Below are 16369 nucleotides of genomic sequence, written 5' to 3'. Positions count from 1 at the left end.
CGAAGCAATCCAGAATCTTTCCGCAGAGACAGTCTGGATTGCTTCGCTTCGCTCGCAATGACGGGGGTGGACGTGCTGCAGCACAAAAAAAGCGCGGGGTTTGGCCCCGCGCTTTTCGAAACTCGCCTGATGGCGAAGCTTACTCGTTGACGGCCTTGGCGTGCTCGGTCTTCTCGACGATACGGGCCGACTTGCCGCGCAGCTGGCGCAGGTAATAAAGCTTGGCGCGACGCACCTTGCCGCGGCGCACCACCTTGATCGAGTCGATCATCGGCGACATCACCGGGAACACGCGCTCCACGCCCTCGCCGTACGAAATCTTGCGAACGGTGAAGCTCTCGTTGAGGCCACCACCGGAGCGGCCGATGCAGACGCCTTCATAGGCCTGCACGCGGGTACGGTCGCCTTCGACCACCTTCACGTTGACGATCACGGTGTCGCCGGGGCCGAACTCCGGAATCTCCTTGCTGGCGGAGAGCTTGTCGAATTGCTCTTTTTCGAGCTGTTGGATCAGGTTCATGGGTAAATCTCCATCGGCGCGCCCAGCCTTTTCAACGGGGGCTGCGCGAAATTCGTCTATCCAGCTATTGCGGATTTGGCCGCTGCTATAAGGCAAGCCGGAGCGTTTGTCACCCGTCTGTCTTGTTTTTTGGCGTTTTTTGGCGTCCCGCCCGATTCGGGGGCTTGGGCGGGATCTGGGCCCACAAATCGGGCCGCCGGGCCGCCGTCAGGGCCTCGGATTGCGCCCGCCGCCAGCTCGCGACCCTGGCGTGATCGCCCGAGGTCAGGATGTCCGGGATCGGGACTCCCTCGAACAGCTGCGGTCGCGTGTATTGGGGGTATTCGAGCAGGCCCTCCGAAAAGCTCTCCTCGGTTCCCGAGGCTTCCTTGCCCATCACGCCCGGCAGCAGCCGGACGCAGGCGTCGATCAGGGCCAGCGCGGCGATTTCGCCGCCGGACAGGACGTAATCGCCGATCGAGACCTCCTCCAGCCCCCGTCCGTCGATCACCCGCTGGTCCACCCCCTCGAAGCGTCCGCAGACGATCAGCGGGCCGGGACCCTCGGCGAGTTCGATGACGCGGGCCTGGGTCAATGGCCGACCGCGCGGGCTCATCAGCAGGCGGGGCCGCTCAGGGTTGATCTCCGCGGCATCGATCGCCGCGGCCAGGACATCGGCCCGCAGCACCATGCCCGGCCCGCCGCCGGCGGGGGTGTCGTCAACGCTGCGGTGGCGATCGGTGGCGGAGGCCCGGATGTCCTGCGCCTCGATCTCCCAGAGCCCGGAGGCCAGCGCCCGGCCGGCCAGGCTCACGCCGAGCGGTCCCGGAAACATCTCCGGAAACAGCGTCAGCACCGTCGCGCGCCAGGGTGGGGGATTGGTCATTGCAAACAGCTTAGCCAAAAACCACGGCCAGTGGTTATGGGTCTTGGCTTTCGCCGGGACGACTCGGGGAGGAATCCTCCTCCGTGTCCTCTGCCTCGATCTCCTGCGGCAGCGCGATCACGACGCGGCCGCCGGCAAGATCGACCTCGGGCACCACCGCGTTCGTGAACGGCAGCAGCATCGTCGTGCCCTTTGCAGATCCTTTGGGCGGCGTGATCTCGATGATGTCGCCGGCGCCGAAATTATGGATCGCAAGCACACGGCCGAGCGGCTCGCCGTCCGTGGTGACGGCGGCGAGCCCGATCAGATCGGTGTGGTAATATTCGTCCTCATCGGTCGCGGGCAGCTTTTCGCGCGCGACATAGAGCTCGATGCCGTTGAGGCGCTCGGCCTCATCGCGGGTCGTGACGCCCTTGAACGTCGCGACCAGATGATCCCTGGCCTCGCGCGCCGTTGCTACCTCGAACTGGCGCTTGCCGTCCTTGGACAGAAGCGGACCGTAGCGCCTGACGGCAAAGGGATCTTCGGTGAAGGTCCACAATTTGACCGCACCGCGCACACCATGCGCGGCGCCGATCCGCGCGACGCAGACCAGCGCCGACATGATCTAACCTTAGCCCTTCGCGGCGGCTTCGGCCTGCGCCTTGCGCTCCTTGCGCGGCACGGCCTTTTCCGGATTGTTGCGCGCTTCGCGCTTCTTGACGCCGGCGGCGTCGAGGAAACGCGACACGCGGTCGGACGGCTGCGCGCCCTTGGCGAGCCAGGCCTTCACCTTGTCCATGTCGAGCTTGAGGCGGGTCTCGTTGTCCTTCGGCAGCAGCGGGTTGAAATAGCCGAGACGCTCGATGAAGCGGCCATCGCGGGGGAAGCGCGAATCGGCGACGACGACGTGATAGACGGGACGCTTCTTGGTGCCTGCGCGGGCGAGGCGGATAACGACGGACATTTAGTTCTCCTTCAAAGTACGTTTTGTTCGGTTGATTGGTATTCCGCGTTGCGCGAGATGCTTGCGATCCCCCGCGACGAATTCCTCATTTCTTCTTGCCTGGGAAACCGCCGAGGCCCGGCAGCATCGGCTTGCCGCTCAGCCCGGTGATCCCCGGAACGTTCGGAAGACCCTGGCGCAGCCCGGCCGGCAAATCCTTCGGCAGATTCGGAAGGCCGCCGCCGCCACCCTGCATCTTCTCCTGCAGCGCCTTCATCTCTTCCGGCGAAGGCGGCTTCATGCCGCCGCCAAAACCCATCGCCTGCGCGATGCCGGCGAGCGGGCCGCGCTTGCCCGAGCCCATGGCCTTCATCATATCGGCCATGTTCCGGTGCATCTTCAGCAGCTTGTTGACCTGCTCGACGCTCTGGCCACTTCCCGCGGCGATGCGCTTCTTGCGGCTGGCCTTGAGCAAATCGGGATGACGCCGCTCGTCGCGCGTCATGGAATCGATCACCGCGACCTGGCGCTTCAGGATCTTGTCGTCGATGCCGGCGGCCGCGATCTGGTTCTTCATCTTGGCGATGCCGGGCATCATGCCCATCAGCCCGCTGATGCCGCCCATGTTCGCCATCTGCGACAGCTGCTCGCGCATGTCGTTGAGGTCGAACTGGCCTTTGCGCATGCGCTCGGCGGTGCGCGCGGCCTTCTCGGCGTCGATGTTGGCGGCGGCCTTCTCGACCAGCGAGACCACGTCGCCCATGCCGAGGATGCGGCCGGCGATACGATCGGGATGGAAGTCCTCCAGCGCGTCGGTCTTTTCACCGGTGCCGAGCAGCTTGATTGGTTTGCCGGTGACGGCGCGCATCGACAGCGCGGCGCCGCCGCGGCCGTCGCCGTCCACACGTGTCAGCACGATGCCGGTGAGGCCGACGCGCTCGTCGAAGGCGCGGGCGAGGTTGACGGCGTCCTGACCGGTGAGGCTGTCGGCGACCAGCAGCACTTCATGCGGATTGGCGGCGGCTTTGATCGCGGCCGCCTCCGCCATCATGTCTTCGTCGAGCGTGGTGCGGCCGGCGGTGTCGAGCAGCACGACGTCGTAGCCGCCGAGCTTGCCGGCTTCCAGTGCGCGCTTTGCGATCTGAGCCGGCTGCTGTCCCGCCACGATCGGCAGCGTCGGAATGTCGAGGTCGCGGCCGAGCACGGCCAACTGCTCCATCGCCGCCGGACGATAGACGTCGAGCGAGGCCATCAGCACCTTGCGCTTGTCGCGCTGGACCATGCGGCGGGCGAGCTTTGCGGTGGTGGTGGTCTTGCCGGAGCCTTGCAGGCCGACCATCATGATCGGCACCGGCGGCACCGAATTGACGTCGATGGTCTGGCTTTCGGCGCCGAGCGTGTTGATCAGCTCGTCATGGACGATCTTGACCACCATCTGGCCGGGCGTGACCGACTTGACGACGGTGGCGCCGATCGCCTGCTCGCGGACGCGTTCGGTGAAGCTGCGCACCACTTCGAGCGCGACGTCGGCCTCCAGCAGCGCGCGGCGGACCTCGCGCATCGCGGCGTCGACGTCCTTTTCGGTCAGCGCACCGCGCCCCGTCAGACGATCGAGAATGCCACCAAGCCGTTCCGACAGATTGTCGAACAATGCCGTTGTCCTTGTCCTGCTCGCGAGAAACGCGATCTTCCAAACACCTTTGCGCCCGAGGGCGCACAGCGCTGTCGGGCGTTAGCCTCTGGCCTCCGGGGCCAGTCGGCGGTTCGAAAAGAAAGCCTTTCCGAGAAAGTGCGCGGGTTAAACGCCGCCCAGGCCCAAAAGTCAAGGAAAGTTGGGGTGGTGGGGGCCGCCTTAGAAGGCAAGACCTTGAAAATATGACCTTTTCGGCGACGGGTTCCTTTTCCCGCGGCCCCGCCCATATAGGCGGTGATGTCTTACCGCCCCGTCCATCCCTGAAACCCGCACCGTGCCGATCACCCGCCGCCGCCTCTTTGGATTGCTTGCCGGAGCGGGCACGTTGATCGGCGTTCCATCCCTTTGGATGTCCCGCATGAAAACCTATGACGGCCCGGTCTCCGACCATTTCGACGGCCTGAACTTCTTCGATCCGGACGGCGTGCCGCCGAAATCGCTTCGTGAGGTGCTGCGCTGGCAGTTCGGCGGCAAGCGGCAGCGCGCGATCTGGCCGGATTGGGCGCCGAGCCCCCATGCCGACACTCCGCCGGAGCGTGTCGACGGCGACAAGGTGCGGCTTTCCTTCGTCGGCCACGCCAGCTGGCTGATCCAGACCGGCGGCCTCAACATCCTCGTCGATCCCGTCTGGTCATCGCGGGTGTCGCCCGTCAGCTTCGCCGGACCAAAGCGTCACAACGACCCCGGCATCGCCTTCGAGAAGCTGCCGAAGGTCGACGTCGTGCTGGTTTCTCACGGCCATTACGATCATCTCGACATCGCGACGCTGTCGCGGCTCGCCAAGAATTTTGCCCCGCGCGTGGTGACGCCGCTCGGCAACGACGTGACGATGCGCAGTACCGACTCGTCGATCAAGGCTGAGGCGTTCGACTGGCACGACCGCGTCGAGCTTGGTGGCGGCATCGCCGTGCATCTGGTGCCGACGCGGCACTGGACGGCGCGCGGCATGTTCGACCGCAACAAGGCGTTGTGGGCGAGTTTTGTATTGGAGACGCCTGCGGGGAAAATCTACGTCGTTTGCGATTCCGGCTATGGCGACGGCACGCATTTCCGCCGCGTCGCGGAGAAGCACGGGCCGCTGCGCCTGGCGATCTTGCCTATCGGTGCTTACGAGCCGCGCTGGTTCATGCGCGACCAGCACATGAATCCCGAGGATGCCGTGAAGGCGCTCCTGGATTGCGGCGCGCAGGATGCGCTCGGGCATCATCACGGCACGTTCCAGCTGACGGATGAGGCGATCGACGCACCGGCGAAGGCATTGGCCGAGGCGCTGGATGCCGCGAAGATTCCGCAGGAGCGGTTCGTGGCGATGAAGCCGGGGCAGGTGGCGGAGATTTAGCTCCGCTGTTGCCGTACATGCAGCTCGTCGTCCCGGGCTCGCGACGAAGTCGCGAGCCCGGGAACCATAACCACAGGGAGATGTTTGGCGAAGACTCGGAGCTACCGGCTTCGCGCGACAACCACTGCCTGTGGTTATGGGTCCCGCCTGCGCGGGGACGACGGCTGTGTGCGGCGGCAGCAAGCCTCTTGCGAGCGCCGCTACTGCCCCTGCTTGATCGCCCAGCTCACATTCACCGTCACCGACAGTGTCTCCTCGCCTGGCGCGACGGCAGCCGGTGCTGCCATCGGCGCCGTCGCCATTCTCGCCTTGAACAGCGGTACCGGCGCGCCGGCCTCGGAGACGCTCAGCGGCGCACCCAACGTGATGCCGGTGGCCTTGGCGTAGATCTCGGCCTTGCGGCGGGCATCGGCGACCGCCTGCTCGCGGGCGTCGTCGAGCAGTTTTGACGCCTGCGTCACCTCGAAGGAGATGTTGCCAATGTCGTTGGCGCCGGCGCCGACCAGCGTGTCGATGATGCCGGCCACCTTGGTCACGTCGCGGATTTTCACGGTGACGCGGTTGCTGGCACGGAAGCCGACCACGGGCGAGGCGCCGGTGGATTTGTTCTGGCCGTATTGCGGCTGCAGCGACAGGCGCGAGGTCTGGTAATCCTTCTCGGCGATGCCGGCGCCCTTCAGCGCCAGCAGCACCTTGCCCATTGCGGCGTTGTTGGCGTCGGAGGCTTCCTTCGCACTCTTGGCATCGTTGGCGACACCGGCGTCGATCTGCGCGAGGTCGGGGGCGGCGGACACCGTGGCTTCACCGCTCACCGTGATGGCAGCGGGAAAATCATCGGCAAACGCAGGCGCTGCCAGCAGCGTGGCGGCGAGAGCGGCGGCGAGGACGGCAGGCTTTTTCATCGATCTCACTTCAGTGGCACGAACACGTTGATCACGAGCTTGTCCTCGGCCGTCTTCAGGGGATCGGTGAGGTACTCCTCGACAAATGTGTCCTTGGCTTCCAGCTTCTTGTCGTCGAGGTGATTGGTGATCGCCTCATAGGTGTTGTCCATGTTGTCGTAGGAGCCGCGATGGACGAATTTCAGCGCCTTGCCCTCCGGCGATTTGCCCATGCTCATGTCCTTGGGCAGCTTCTGCGGGTCCTGATCGACCGGGATCTCGGCGAGGAAGGTGAAGCCGGTGTCGTCGGTCGAGGTGTAGACGATCATCGAATTGCCGGCATGCTTGATGCCCTGCTTGTCCAGCAGCGCGTTCAGCGCCTTGAAGGCGTCGATCAGCGTGTCGAAGGCCGAATCCCAATTGGCGGTGCCCTTGACCATCACGACCTTCCTGGGCTCGAGCGTGGTCTCCTGGCCGAACGGATCGGCGGTCTGCACGGGAGCCGGCGTTGCGGCCGCAGCCGGCGCGGCCGGGCTGGGTGACGGTGAGGCGCTGGCGGCTGGCGCAGGTGAGGGCGTTGCCGCGGGTGCCGGCGAGGCGCTCGCGGCCGGAGCCGGCGAGGGACTTGTCGAAGAAGGACTTGTCGAAGAAGGACTTGCCGATGCAGCCGGCGCCGGGCTCGGGGTTTGCGCCAGCGTGGCGGACAGGCCAAACGACAAGGCCGCTGCCGGGATCAGCGCGGCCAGAGCGATACGACGAAAACGGTTCATTCTATTCTCCCCAAAACCTTACCCACCAAGGCCTTACGCCCCCAAAAGGCCTTAACCCGGCTGCGCGTCCCGGATCCGCGCGAACCGCGCCGTTCTAACACGCGAGCGTCGAATTCGTCCCATGACAGATGCGTCATGGCAGAAGACCTGGCAGGCGACTTGGTAGGCGTCCTGACAGACGTCATGGCAGACGTCCTGGCCATCGCGCCAAATCACTGGTCAAGCCGCCAAGGATCGCCATATAAGGCAGGCGAAATTCAGGAATTTTCATGAGCGCGCTGGCCAACCACGCATTTGCCAAGATGAACGGCATCGGCAACGAGATCGTCGTTGTCGACATGCGCGATTCCGCCGCGCCGGTGACGCCGGACGATGCCCGCGCGGTGGCGTCGGCTCAGGGCGGCGTGCCCTACGACCAGCTCATGGTGCTGCAGAAGCCGCGGTTCGACGGCACCGAAGCTTTCATCAGCATCTACAACAATGACGGCTCGGAGGCCGGCGCCTGCGGCAACGGCATGCGCTGCGTGGTGCGGCGCATCTTCGAGAGGACCGGGCAGACCACGGCGACATTCGAGACCCGCGCCGGCCTGCTCAATTGCTGGCAGGGCCCGGCGCCCGATCTCTACACCGTCGACATGGGCGCGCCAAAGTTCGGCTGGCAGGACATTCCGCTGGCGGAGGAGTTTCGCGACACCCGCTACATCGAATTGCAGATCGGGCCGATCGACAATCCGATCCTGCATTCGCCCTCGGTCGTGAGCATGGGCAATCCGCATGCGGTATTCTGGGTCGAGGACGTCAATGCCTACGATCTCGAACGCTTCGGTCCGCTGCTCGAGAACCATCCGATCTTCCCCGAACGCGCCAACATCACGCTCGCTCATATCGTCGATCGCGACCACATCACGATCCGCACCTGGGAGCGCGGCGCGGGCCTCACCAGGGCCTGCGGCTCGGCGGCCTGCGCGACGGCGGTCGCGGCGGCTCGCCTGAAGCGCGCCGAGCGCAATGTCGAGATCACGCTGCCCGGCGGCAGGCTCGGCATCGAATGGCGCGAGCGCGACGACCATGTGCTGATGACGGGTACGGCGACCTTCGAATTTGAGGGCACCTTCGATCCGGCGCTGTTCGCGCCGGTCGGCGGATGACCGTCGACATCGTCACCTTCGGCTGCCGCCTCAATGCCTTCGAGGCTGAAGTGATCCGCCGCGAGGCCGAGGGCGCGGGGCTCTCCGACACCATCGTCATCAACAGCTGCGCCGTCACCAACGAGGCGGTGGCGCAGGCGCGGCAGTCGATCCGCAAATTGAAGCGCGAACGGCCCCGTGCGCGCATCGTCGTCACCGGCTGCGCGGCGCAGACGCAAAGCGGCATGTTCGCTGACATGGCCGAGGTCGATCGCGTCGTCGGCAACGACGACAAGATGCGCAGCGAAGCCTGGCGCGAGGCGCGCGACGCCTTCGCTCTCGGCACCAGCGAGAAGATCGCCGTCAGCGACATCATGGCCGTGAAGGAGATGGCGCCGCATCTGATCGACGGCTTTGCGAGCGGCCTGCCGCGGGTGTTCGTGCAGGTGCAGAACGGCTGCGACCATCGCTGCACCTTCTGCATCATCCCGTTCGGCCGCGGCAATTCGCGCTCGGTGCCGATGGGCGGCGTGGTCGAGCAGGTGCGCGCGCTGGTGCAGCGCGGCCATGCCGAGATCGTGCTGACCGGCGTCGACCTCACAAGCTACGGTGCCGACCTGCCGGGTGCGCCAAAGCTCGGCATGCTGACGAAGCAGATCTTGCGGCATGTGCCGGAGCTGAAACGCCTGCGCATCTCTTCGATCGATTCGATCGAGGTGGACCGCGACCTGCTCGATGCCATCGCCGACGATGCGCGGCTGATGCCGCATCTGCATCTGTCGCTGCAATCCGGCGACGACATGATCTTGAAGCGGATGAAGCGGCGGCATTCGCGGCAGGATGCGATCGCCTTCTGCGACCAGGTCCGCCGCCTGCGCCCGGACATCGCCTTCGGCGCCGACATCATCGCAGGCTTTCCGACCGAGACCGAGGAGATGTTTTCGCGCTCGCTCGATCTGGTCGAGGAATGCGGCCTGACGTTCCTGCACGTCTTTCCCTATTCGCCGCGCCCCGGCACGCCTGCCGCGCGGATGCCGCAGCTTGCGGGTGATGCGATCAAGCAGCGCGCGAAGCGGCTGCGTGCGGCTGGCGAAGCAGCACTACGGCGCAGGCTGCAAGCCGAGATCGGCACGACGCGCGATGTGCTGATCGAGAGCGAGGGCCAGGGGCGCACCGAGCATTACCTGCCGGTGGCGATTGCGGGCGAACGCGTCGGCACCATCGTGCCGCTGAAGATCGGCGGCAGTGTTGGCGAGCGGTTGACGGTCTAACCGTTACGACGCCCGCACCTGCCAGAACCGCAGCGTGCGCCGTGCATTCTCCGGCGTCATTCTTGCGTAATGCCCCTGCGCTCTTGCAAGATCGGCCGGCTTCATTGCGCCGGTGGCGAAGCGGCTTTCGAGCACGGCGGCGGTGGTTTCCCAGCTGAGCTGCGCCGCCTTGCACGGCACCAGCAGGCCGTCGTCGCGCAGGCTCTGCATCAATGGGCGAATCACCTCGACGGTCGATCCGGACAGTGCCGCCAGCGCTGCCGCGGCTTCTTCATAGCGTCGCTGCTTGGCGAAACCGAGCAGTGTCGCTTCGTTGAGCTGGCCGGTTGCCTTGAGATTTGCGATGGCGCGCTTGGCGCCTTCGAAGTCGCGGACACCCGACATCTCGCGCTCGACACCAACGGTCACGGCGGCGATCGCGTTCTGGATTTCCTCGAACAGATGCGGCGGCGCGCGCGACAGCAGGCGGGTCCGCACGGCATCCGTCGCCGAGCGCAGCAACCGGCGGCGCAAGTCGGACGGCAAGTCGACGCGGACGCCGACGCTGATGGCGAGCTCCGGATCAGCCTCGGCCTGTCCGACGATGACGGCAAATCCGTTGCCTGAGAGGCGCGCGCCGGGATTGGCGGCGAGCCGCCGGCTGACGCTGGGATAGCGGCGCGCCAGCAACGCGTCGGTGACGATCTCCTTCAGCCACCAGCGGCCCGCGACCGCGAGCAGGTGCGGCTCGCCTTTGCTGGACGCGATCTTCACCAGTTCGCCCTCGTCGAGGCGAGCGGATTCCTGGAGCACGGGACCAGCAATGCGGATTTCGTCATTATTGGCGAGACGGCGGATCACCGACGGCGGTGCCTGCGCGATCGGCGCGAGCTGCGTGCTGATCTCGGCCAGCGCAACGCGGGCGCCCATGTCGGCGATGGCGCGCAGCTCAATGGTGCCGATCAGCCGATCGAGCACGTCGTCGAACAGAGCGATCTGCTCGTCGTCGAAATTGCCGGCGGAGGAGAGGAACAGGTCGGTGACTCGGCGGGCCGTTGCCAGGCCCTTTTCCGGCGAGCCTGTCCGAAGCGCGGATTCGACCTCGTCGATGATCGATAGCTCGGCCGTGGACATGACGCGCAGCTCATCCTGAGCGGATTGACGGAAGCTTGTTCTAAGCAACCGCTATCATTAGAGACGAGCGCTGAACTTTTCGTAAACCAAGGGGAAGGTGGTGGCACGGAGCTTCGGCTCGATAGTCGCCGCGGAGGTAGTGCGTTCGCTCCCCGCTGGCGGGGGAGGCGAACGACAGCGCGGCTATTCCCCATTCCACCCGCAGGCGCGGAGCTTCTCGTGCATGTGGGGTGGGGCGGGCGCCACGACGCGGATCGGCTCCTTGTTCCGGGAGATCGGCACCACGATCTCGCGGGAATGCAGGTGCAGCCGCGGCTCGCCGAAGCGCGGGCCGTTGCCGTAAATGTTATCGCCGAAGATCGGCCAGCCGGTCGAAGCCGAATGCACCCGCAATTGATGGGTCCGTCCGGTGACGGGTTCCATGGCGAGCCAGGTCAGGCCATCGCCCCGGCCCATCACCTTCCAGTTGGTGACGGCTTTCTGACCCTCCGGGTCCGGCTTCTGCCACCAGCCGCGCTCGGCATTGAGCCGGCCGAGCGGCATGTCGATGGTGCCTTCGTTCTCGGCAGGCCCGCCCTCGACCACGGTCCAATAGGTCTTGCCGATCTTGCCGTGCTTGAACAGCAGGCCGAGCGAGGCGGTCGCCTTGCGATGGCGGCCGAGCACGAGGCAGCCGGACGTGTCCTTGTCCAGCCGGTGGGCCAGCACCGGCGGCCGCGGCAGGCCGAAACGGAGCGCGTCGAACGATGCTTCGAGGTTCGCCCCGCCCTTGGGGCCGCGATGCACCGGCAGGCCGGCCGGCTTGTCGATGACCAGCATCAATCCGTCGCGATGGAGCACCCGGCCCAGGATTTCATCGGCGGTCAATTCGGGAACATCGAGCAATTGCAGGACTTTCGGTCAAGACTTTCGTTTGGAAGCCGGAACGGCTAACACACCGCCACCATGAACGATACCACCTCCGAGACCCCCAAGCTGAGCTGGTGGCGCCGCCTGTCCAACGGGCTGAAGCGCACCTCGTCCTCGCTCGGGACCGCGGTCGCCGATCTCGTCACCAAGCGCAAGCTCGACCGCGCCATGCTCGACGACATCGAGGACGTGCTGCTGCGCGCCGATCTCGGCACGCAGGTCGCCGTGCGGATCGCGGATGCCGTCGGCACCGGGCGCTACGACAAGGCGATCTCCGCGGACGAGGTCAAGGATGTCGTCGCGACCGAGGTCGAGAAGGTGCTGTCGCCGGTGGCCAAGCCGCTCGAGATCGACGCGGCCAGGAAGCCGTTCGTGATCCTCGTGGTCGGCGTCAACGGCTCCGGCAAGACCACGACGATCGGAAAACTCTCGCAAAAATTCGCATCCGAAGGCCGTAAGGTGATGCTGGCCGCCGGTGACACGTTTCGCGCAGCCGCCATTGAGCAGCTGAAGGTCTGGGGCGAGCGGACCAGGACGCCGGTCATATCAGGCGCGCAGGGGTCGGATTCGGCCAGCCTCGCCTTCAACGCGCTGACGGCGGCGAAGGAGCAGGCCATCGACGTGCTCCTGATCGACACCGCCGGGCGGCTGCAGAACAAGGCCGAGCTGATGAACGAGCTCGAAAAGGTCGTGCGCGTCATCCGCAAGGTGGACGCGACGGCGCCGCATGCCGTGCTGCTGGTGCTCGATGCCACCGTCGGCCAGAACGCGCTGTCGCAGGTCGAGGCGTTCCATCGCACCGCCGGCGTCACCGGCCTCGTGATGACGAAGCTCGACGGCACCGCCCGCGGCGGCATCCTGGTGGCGCTCGCGGAGAAATTCAAACTGCCGGTGCATTTCATCGGCGTCGGCGAAGGCGTCGACGATCTCGCGCCCTTCACCGCGCGCGACTTCGCCCGCGCCATCGCCGGAATCGAAAGCTAGAGAATGGACAAGACCCAGCCGCACCCGCTGTTCAAGCTTGCGACCGAGCTCGGTCCGCTGCTCGTGTTCTTCTTCGTCAATGCGAAGTTCAATCTGTTCGCCGCGACCGGGGCCTTCATGGTCGCGATCGTCGCGGCAATGGTCGCCTCCTACGTGGTGACGCGCCATATCCCGATCATGGCGATCGTGACGGGCGTCATCGTGCTGGTGTTCGGCACGCTGACGCTGGTGCTGCACGACGAGACCTTCATCAAGCTCAAGCCGACCATCATCTACGGCCTGTTCGCCGCGATCCTCGGCGGCGGCCTGTTGTTCGGCCGCTCCTTCATCGCCGTCATGTTCGACCAGATGTTCAACCTGACGCCGCAGGGCTGGCGCATCCTCACGCTGCGCTGGGCGCTGTTCTTCGCCGGCATGGCCGTGCTGAACGAGATCGTCTGGCGCACCCAAAGCACCGACTTCTGGGTGAATTTCAAAGTGTTCGGCGTCACGCCGATCACCATGATCTTCGCCATCGCCCAGATGCCGCTGACCAAGCGCTACCACCTCGAGCCAGTCTCGCTGGAAGCCAGCGAAGCCGATGCGGGGGATGTGCGGAAGGAGTGAGCTCTCTCCACTCGTCATTGCGAGCGAAGCGAAGCAATCCAGAATCTTTCCGCAGAGACAGTCTGGATTGCTTCGCTTCGCTCGCAATGACGGGCTGGGCTAAGACCCCGCCCCCAACGCCTTCTCCATCTGCGGCAACAACACCGTCCGCAGATTGTCCGGCGTGATCGGGCCGACCAGCTTGTAGACGATGGTCCCCTCGCGCCCGACGACGAACGTCTCCGGCACGCCATAGACGCCCCATTCGATCGAGGCGCGGCCGTTGGCATCCACGCCGACGCGGTTGAACGGGTTGCCGTAGCGCCCCAGGAAGCGCCGCGCATTGTCGGCCGCATCCTTGTAGTTGATGCCGACGAGCTCAAACCGCTTGTCCTTGGCGAACTCGGTCAGGAGTGGCGCCTCGTCGTGGCAAGGCACGCACCAGGACGCCCAGACATTGACGAGGCTGACCTTGCCCTTGAACGCGGCGGGATCGAGCCCCGGCACCGGCGCATTGTCGGCCTGCAATCCCTCGAGCGGCGGCAGGATGGTTTGTGGCGCGGGACGGCCGATCAGCGCGGAGGGAATCCGCGAGGGATCGCCGCTGCCGAGCCGGAACCAGAACAGCAGGGCGAGGCCGATGAAGGCGATCAGCGGCAGCACCATCAGGAAGGTGCGGCGCGGGGGCGCGGGGTTCGATTGATCGCTCATGGTGTATCAATCGCGCTGCGGCCCGAGTGGCGGGTGATGCCGCTGCGATCGAGCTCGCGCAGACGCTGCGTCTGGCTGCGATAGTCGAGCACGATCCAGCCGATCAGGATCGCGACCACGAGCGCTGCAGCCGCATAAGAGGTCACGATGAAGGACGCATAAGGACCGAGCGACATCGTCAGGCAGCCCCGGCTTCTTTTGACGCGTTTTCGGCACGCGAACCGGCGCTTGACTCGCTCGAAAACGCGACGCGGCTCGCCTGCATCATCTGCAGGGAGCGGACGCGCCGGCGCAAAATCTCGTTGCGCATCGCCGCGATATGAAGCGTCGCGAACAGCAGCGTGAACGCGATCGCCATCACCAGCAGCGGGATCAGGAACGATTTGTCGAGTGTCGAGCCGCCCATGCGCATCACCGACGCCGGCTGGTGCAGCGTGTTCCACCAGTCGACCGAGAACTTGATGATGGGCAGGTTGATCGCGCCGACCAGCGTCAGCACCGCGGCGGCGCGGGCCGCGCGCGAGGGATCGTCGACCGCACGCCACAGTGCCATCAGGCCGAGATACATCAGGAAGAGAATCAAGACCGAGGTCAGCCGCGCGTCCCATTCCCAATAGGTGCCCCACATCGGCCGGCCCCACAGCGAGCCCGTCAGCAGCGCAAGGAAGGTGAAGGCGGCGCCGATGGGAGCTGCAGCCTTGGCGGCGACGTCGGCGAGCGGATGCCGCCACACCAGCGTGCCCAGCGATGCGATGCTCATCACGCCCCACACGAACATCGACAGCCAGGCATTGGGCACGTGGATGAACATGATCTTCACGGTCGCGCCCTGCTGATAATCGTCTGGCGCAAGAGCGGACTGATAGAGGCCGACGGCGAGCAGAATGACGGTCGCACCCGCAAGCCACGGCAACACCCGCGCCGTCAGCGCGAGGAACCGGGTCGGGTTGGCGAGGTCGATCAGCGTCATGGTATTCTGATAATCACAGCTAGGCACTCACGCAATCAGCATAAAAGCGCGTAGCGAAAGTTGATCGGGGTCAAGGTCAGCCGCGCCATCTCAGTCGAGTCCATGCCGCAGGCTCGCCGCGGCCGCGAACGGGCCGATCACGAGGCTGACCAGCGACAACGCGCACAGGATCGAGAACGGCGCTCCGAACGTCATCGGACCGACGATCGCGGCCTGCGAGGCCGCGACCCCGAAAATCAGCACCGGGATCGACAGCGGCAGCACCAGCACCGCCATCAACAGCCCGCCGCGATGCAGCGTCACCGCCAGCGCCGCGCCGATCATGCCGGTAAATGTCAGGGCCGGCGTGCCCGCCAGCAGCGTCAATGCCACCGCGCCGGTCGCGACCATGTCGAGGTTGAGCAACAGGCCGAGCACCGGGGTTGCGACGATCAGCGGCAGGCCGGCCGCCAGCCAATGCGCCAGCGCCTTGGCGGCGCAGGCCAGTTCCAGCGGTGTCCGGCTCATCGTGATCAGGTCGAGCGAGCCGTCGTCGTGGTCGGCCATGAACAGCCGGTCCAGGGTGAGCAGGCTTGCCAGGAGCGCGCCCAGCCACAGGATCGCCGGCCCCAGCCGCGACAGCAGCGCCAGATCCGGCCCGACCGCAAACGGCATCAGCACCACCACGGTGAGGAAGAACAGCACGCCGATCAGCGCCCCGCCGCCGACGCGGAGCGCGATCCGGATGTCCCGGCGGACGAGAGCGGACAACGCGGTCATGGGGGGCTTCCTTCGCGCCCCAAGCGCGCAACGCTCCCTCCCCCCTTGCGGGGGAGGGCGGGGGGGGGGGGTAGCCCCGGGAGAGATACTCGTTGGGGGTGAGCCGCCAGCAACAGATCGCCCGTCTCCTCATTGCTGGAGCCGAGAGAGCACGCCCCGCGGCACCCCCCTCCCTGACGCTGCCCCGCAGCGAGGTCGGGAACGGAGAGAGCGGAATCCGGCCGCTTGGAAAACTGAGGGTCCATTGGAATCACACTGCACCCCCGATCCGAAGCTGCCGCGAATCGATCCCGAGGGGGGCGTGGGTGGCGGCGATGATCAGGCCGCCGCGCGCAAGGTGCTCGCGCATCAGGCCGCCGACCATGTCCTGCCCGGCAACGTCCAGCGCATTGGTCGGCTCGTCCAGCAGCCAGACCGGTCGGCGGACCGTGAGCAGGCGGGCCAGCGACAGCCGGCGGCGCTGGCCAGCCGACAGGAAGGCGGCGGGCAGATCGGCGGCATGGTCGAGGCCGACGGTGGCGAGGCTCTCGGCGGCGTCAAGGCGTTCGCCGCCGAGAAAATCAGCCCAGAATGACAGATTTTCCGCCACGCTCAGCGCCGGCTTCAGGGCGTCGCGATGGCCGAGATAGTGGCATTGCTCCGGCAGGGTCAGCTCGGCATCGCCTCCGTCCAGGGCGATCGTGCCGCCCGCCGGAATGAGCAGGCCGGCGATCAGCCGCAGCAGCGACGTCTTGCCCGATCCGTTGCGGCCGACCACCGCGACGGCCTCGCCGGAGGTGGCCTCGAAATCGAGCCCGGAAAACACCTCGCGCCCGCCCCGCACGCAAACCACCCCGCGTCCCGCCAGCTGCATCTTGCCTCGTATCAATCCGTTCAAAGTCAGGCCTCAGGAAAGCTTGGGGTAGCGCATGGGAATTTTTGGCTCGCGAATTGCTGCGGCACGATTG

Annotated in this window: 19 protein-coding genes; 5 read left to right on the top strand and 14 right to left on the bottom strand. The window is 66.0% G+C overall.

Annotated elements, in window-relative coordinates; all coding sequences use genetic code 11:
- Nucleotides 1-139 precede the first annotated feature (139 nt).
- From rplS to ffh, 5 genes are all read right to left on the bottom strand, one after another.
- Nucleotides 140-520 (bottom strand): 50S ribosomal protein L19, encoded by a 381-nt coding sequence (gene rplS, locus NR187_RS30100; protein WP_211383638.1) that lies wholly within the window; start codon nt 518-520, stop codon nt 140-142.
- A gap of 109 nt (nt 521-629) precedes the next feature.
- Entirely contained in the window at nt 630-1385 is a 756-nt protein-coding gene (gene trmD / locus NR187_RS30095; RefSeq protein ID WP_256808719.1) for a tRNA (guanosine(37)-N1)-methyltransferase TrmD, read from the bottom strand.
- 34 nt (nt 1386-1419) lie between these two features.
- Nucleotides 1420-1989 (bottom strand): ribosome maturation factor RimM, encoded by a 570-nt coding sequence (gene rimM, locus NR187_RS30090; RefSeq protein WP_211383636.1) that lies wholly within the window; start codon nt 1987-1989, stop codon nt 1420-1422.
- Nucleotides 1990-1998: 9 nt separating this feature from the next.
- Nucleotides 1999-2331, bottom strand: a complete 333-nt coding sequence (rpsP, locus tag NR187_RS30085; RefSeq protein WP_014438992.1) for a 30S ribosomal protein S16 — start codon at nt 2329-2331, stop codon at nt 1999-2001.
- An 85-nt stretch (nt 2332-2416) separates the two neighbouring features.
- Nucleotides 2417-3961 carry a signal recognition particle protein gene (gene ffh, locus NR187_RS30080; protein WP_211383635.1) on the bottom strand — a complete coding sequence of 515 codons (1545 nt, stop codon included), beginning with the start codon at nt 3959-3961 and terminating at the stop codon, nt 2417-2419.
- A gap of 316 nt (nt 3962-4277) precedes the next feature.
- Between ffh and NR187_RS30075 the strand changes: the two genes are divergently transcribed.
- Complete coding sequence (locus NR187_RS30075; protein ID WP_211383634.1) at nt 4278-5342, top strand: MBL fold metallo-hydrolase; 1065 nt, start codon at nt 4278-4280, stop codon at nt 5340-5342.
- Nucleotides 5343-5542: 200 nt separating this feature from the next.
- On the opposite strand, the gene NR187_RS30070 is transcribed toward NR187_RS30075, so the two are convergent.
- Both NR187_RS30070 and NR187_RS30065 read right to left on the bottom strand, forming a co-directional pair.
- Nucleotides 5543-6244 (bottom strand): SIMPL domain-containing protein, encoded by a 702-nt coding sequence (locus tag NR187_RS30070; RefSeq protein ID WP_211383633.1) that lies wholly within the window; start codon nt 6242-6244, stop codon nt 5543-5545.
- Nucleotides 6245-6249: 5 nt separating this feature from the next.
- On the bottom strand, nt 6250-6993 hold the full coding sequence (locus tag NR187_RS30065) for a GyrI-like domain-containing protein (RefSeq protein ID WP_256808716.1): 744 nt from the start codon (nt 6991-6993) through the stop codon (nt 6250-6252).
- Nucleotides 6994-7262: 269 nt separating this feature from the next.
- On the opposite strand from NR187_RS30065, the gene dapF reads away from it, so the two are divergent.
- Both dapF and mtaB read left to right on the top strand, forming a co-directional pair.
- The gene (gene dapF, locus NR187_RS30060; protein ID WP_211383631.1) at nt 7263-8141 is read left to right on the top strand and encodes a diaminopimelate epimerase; all 879 of its coding nucleotides are present in this window, start codon (nt 7263-7265) and stop codon (nt 8139-8141) included.
- Nucleotides 8138-9391, top strand: coding sequence for a tRNA (N(6)-L-threonylcarbamoyladenosine(37)-C(2))-methylthiotransferase MtaB (gene mtaB / locus NR187_RS30055; RefSeq protein ID WP_256808715.1), 1254 nt, complete (start codon nt 8138-8140; stop codon nt 9389-9391). Before dapF ends, mtaB begins: the two co-directional genes overlap by 4 nt.
- A gap of 3 nt (nt 9392-9394) precedes the next feature.
- On the opposite strand, the gene NR187_RS30050 is transcribed toward mtaB, so the two are convergent.
- A complete protein-coding gene (locus NR187_RS30050) occupies nt 9395-10504 on the bottom strand; it encodes a DUF2336 domain-containing protein (protein WP_256808712.1) in 1110 nt (369 codons plus the stop codon).
- A gap of 183 nt (nt 10505-10687) precedes the next feature.
- A complete protein-coding gene (locus NR187_RS30045) occupies nt 10688-11389 on the bottom strand; it encodes an RluA family pseudouridine synthase (RefSeq protein WP_211383628.1) in 702 nt (233 codons plus the stop codon).
- Nucleotides 11390-11449: 60 nt separating this feature from the next.
- Between NR187_RS30045 and ftsY the strand changes: the two genes are divergently transcribed.
- Together ftsY and NR187_RS30035 are read left to right on the top strand one after the other, a co-directional pair.
- Nucleotides 11450-12397, top strand: coding sequence for a signal recognition particle-docking protein FtsY (gene ftsY, locus NR187_RS30040; RefSeq protein ID WP_211383627.1), 948 nt, complete (start codon nt 11450-11452; stop codon nt 12395-12397).
- Between the two features lie 3 nt (nt 12398-12400).
- Nucleotides 12401-13003 carry a septation protein A gene (locus NR187_RS30035; RefSeq protein ID WP_256808711.1) on the top strand — a complete coding sequence of 201 codons (603 nt, stop codon included), beginning with the start codon at nt 12401-12403 and terminating at the stop codon, nt 13001-13003.
- Between the two features lie 99 nt (nt 13004-13102).
- Here NR187_RS30035 and NR187_RS30030 read toward each other — a convergent pair whose 3' ends face one another.
- The 5 genes from NR187_RS30030 to ccmA all read right to left on the bottom strand — a co-directional run bounded on the left by NR187_RS30030 (nt 13103) and on the right by ccmA (nt 16275).
- Entirely contained in the window at nt 13103-13693 is a 591-nt protein-coding gene (locus tag NR187_RS30030) for a DsbE family thiol:disulfide interchange protein (protein ID WP_256808710.1), read from the bottom strand.
- Nucleotides 13690-13875, bottom strand: a complete 186-nt coding sequence (ccmD, locus tag NR187_RS30025; RefSeq protein ID WP_256808768.1) for a heme exporter protein CcmD — start codon at nt 13873-13875, stop codon at nt 13690-13692. The genes NR187_RS30030 and ccmD overlap by 4 nt, the downstream gene beginning before the upstream one ends.
- A complete protein-coding gene (locus NR187_RS30020) occupies nt 13872-14663 on the bottom strand; it encodes a heme ABC transporter permease (RefSeq protein WP_256808708.1) in 792 nt (263 codons plus the stop codon). Before NR187_RS30020 ends, ccmD begins: the two co-directional genes overlap by 4 nt.
- A gap of 90 nt (nt 14664-14753) precedes the next feature.
- On the bottom strand, nt 14754-15422 hold the full coding sequence (gene ccmB, locus NR187_RS30015; protein WP_211383623.1) for a heme exporter protein CcmB: 669 nt from the start codon (nt 15420-15422) through the stop codon (nt 14754-14756).
- Between the two features lie 250 nt (nt 15423-15672).
- The gene (gene ccmA / locus NR187_RS30010) at nt 15673-16275 is read right to left on the bottom strand and encodes a heme ABC exporter ATP-binding protein CcmA (RefSeq protein ID WP_211383622.1); all 603 of its coding nucleotides are present in this window, start codon (nt 16273-16275) and stop codon (nt 15673-15675) included.
- Nucleotides 16276-16369: the final 94 nt, after the last annotated feature.

The organism is Bradyrhizobium sp. Bra64, from assembly GCF_024519875.1.
GTDB classification, from domain to species: domain Bacteria; phylum Pseudomonadota; class Alphaproteobacteria; order Rhizobiales; family Xanthobacteraceae; genus Bradyrhizobium; species Bradyrhizobium japonicum_G.
This window is presented reverse-complemented; position numbering and strand designations above follow the sequence as displayed.

Coding starts and splice junctions, on each gene's coding strand:
- rplS (WP_211383638.1), bottom strand. CDS start 520: ATGAACCTGATCCAACAGCTCGAAAAAGAGCAATTCGACAAGCTCTCC.
- trmD (WP_256808719.1), bottom strand. CDS start 1,385: ATGACCAATCCCCCACCCTGGCGCGCGACGGTGCTGACGCTGTTTCCG.
- rimM (WP_211383636.1), bottom strand. CDS start 1,989: ATGTCGGCGCTGGTCTGCGTCGCGCGGATCGGCGCCGCGCATGGTGTG.
- rpsP (WP_014438992.1), bottom strand. CDS start 2,331: ATGTCCGTCGTTATCCGCCTCGCCCGCGCAGGCACCAAGAAGCGTCCC.
- NR187_RS30070 (WP_211383633.1), bottom strand. CDS start 6,244: ATGAAAAAGCCTGCCGTCCTCGCCGCCGCTCTCGCCGCCACGCTGCTG.
- NR187_RS30065 (WP_256808716.1), bottom strand. CDS start 6,993: ATGAACCGTTTTCGTCGTATCGCTCTGGCCGCGCTGATCCCGGCAGCG.
- dapF (WP_211383631.1), top strand. CDS start 7,263: ATGAGCGCGCTGGCCAACCACGCATTTGCCAAGATGAACGGCATCGGC.
- mtaB (WP_256808715.1), top strand. CDS start 8,138: ATGACCGTCGACATCGTCACCTTCGGCTGCCGCCTCAATGCCTTCGAG.
- NR187_RS30050 (WP_256808712.1), bottom strand. CDS start 10,504: ATGTCCACGGCCGAGCTATCGATCATCGACGAGGTCGAATCCGCGCTT.
- ftsY (WP_211383627.1), top strand. CDS start 11,450: ATGAACGATACCACCTCCGAGACCCCCAAGCTGAGCTGGTGGCGCCGC.
- NR187_RS30035 (WP_256808711.1), top strand. CDS start 12,401: ATGGACAAGACCCAGCCGCACCCGCTGTTCAAGCTTGCGACCGAGCTC.
- NR187_RS30030 (WP_256808710.1), bottom strand. CDS start 13,693: ATGAGCGATCAATCGAACCCCGCGCCCCCGCGCCGCACCTTCCTGATG.
- NR187_RS30020 (WP_256808708.1), bottom strand. CDS start 14,663: ATGACGCTGATCGACCTCGCCAACCCGACCCGGTTCCTCGCGCTGACG.
- ccmB (WP_211383623.1), bottom strand. CDS start 15,422: ATGACCGCGTTGTCCGCTCTCGTCCGCCGGGACATCCGGATCGCGCTC.
- ccmA (WP_211383622.1), bottom strand. CDS start 16,275: ATGCAGCTGGCGGGACGCGGGGTGGTTTGCGTGCGGGGCGGGCGCGAG.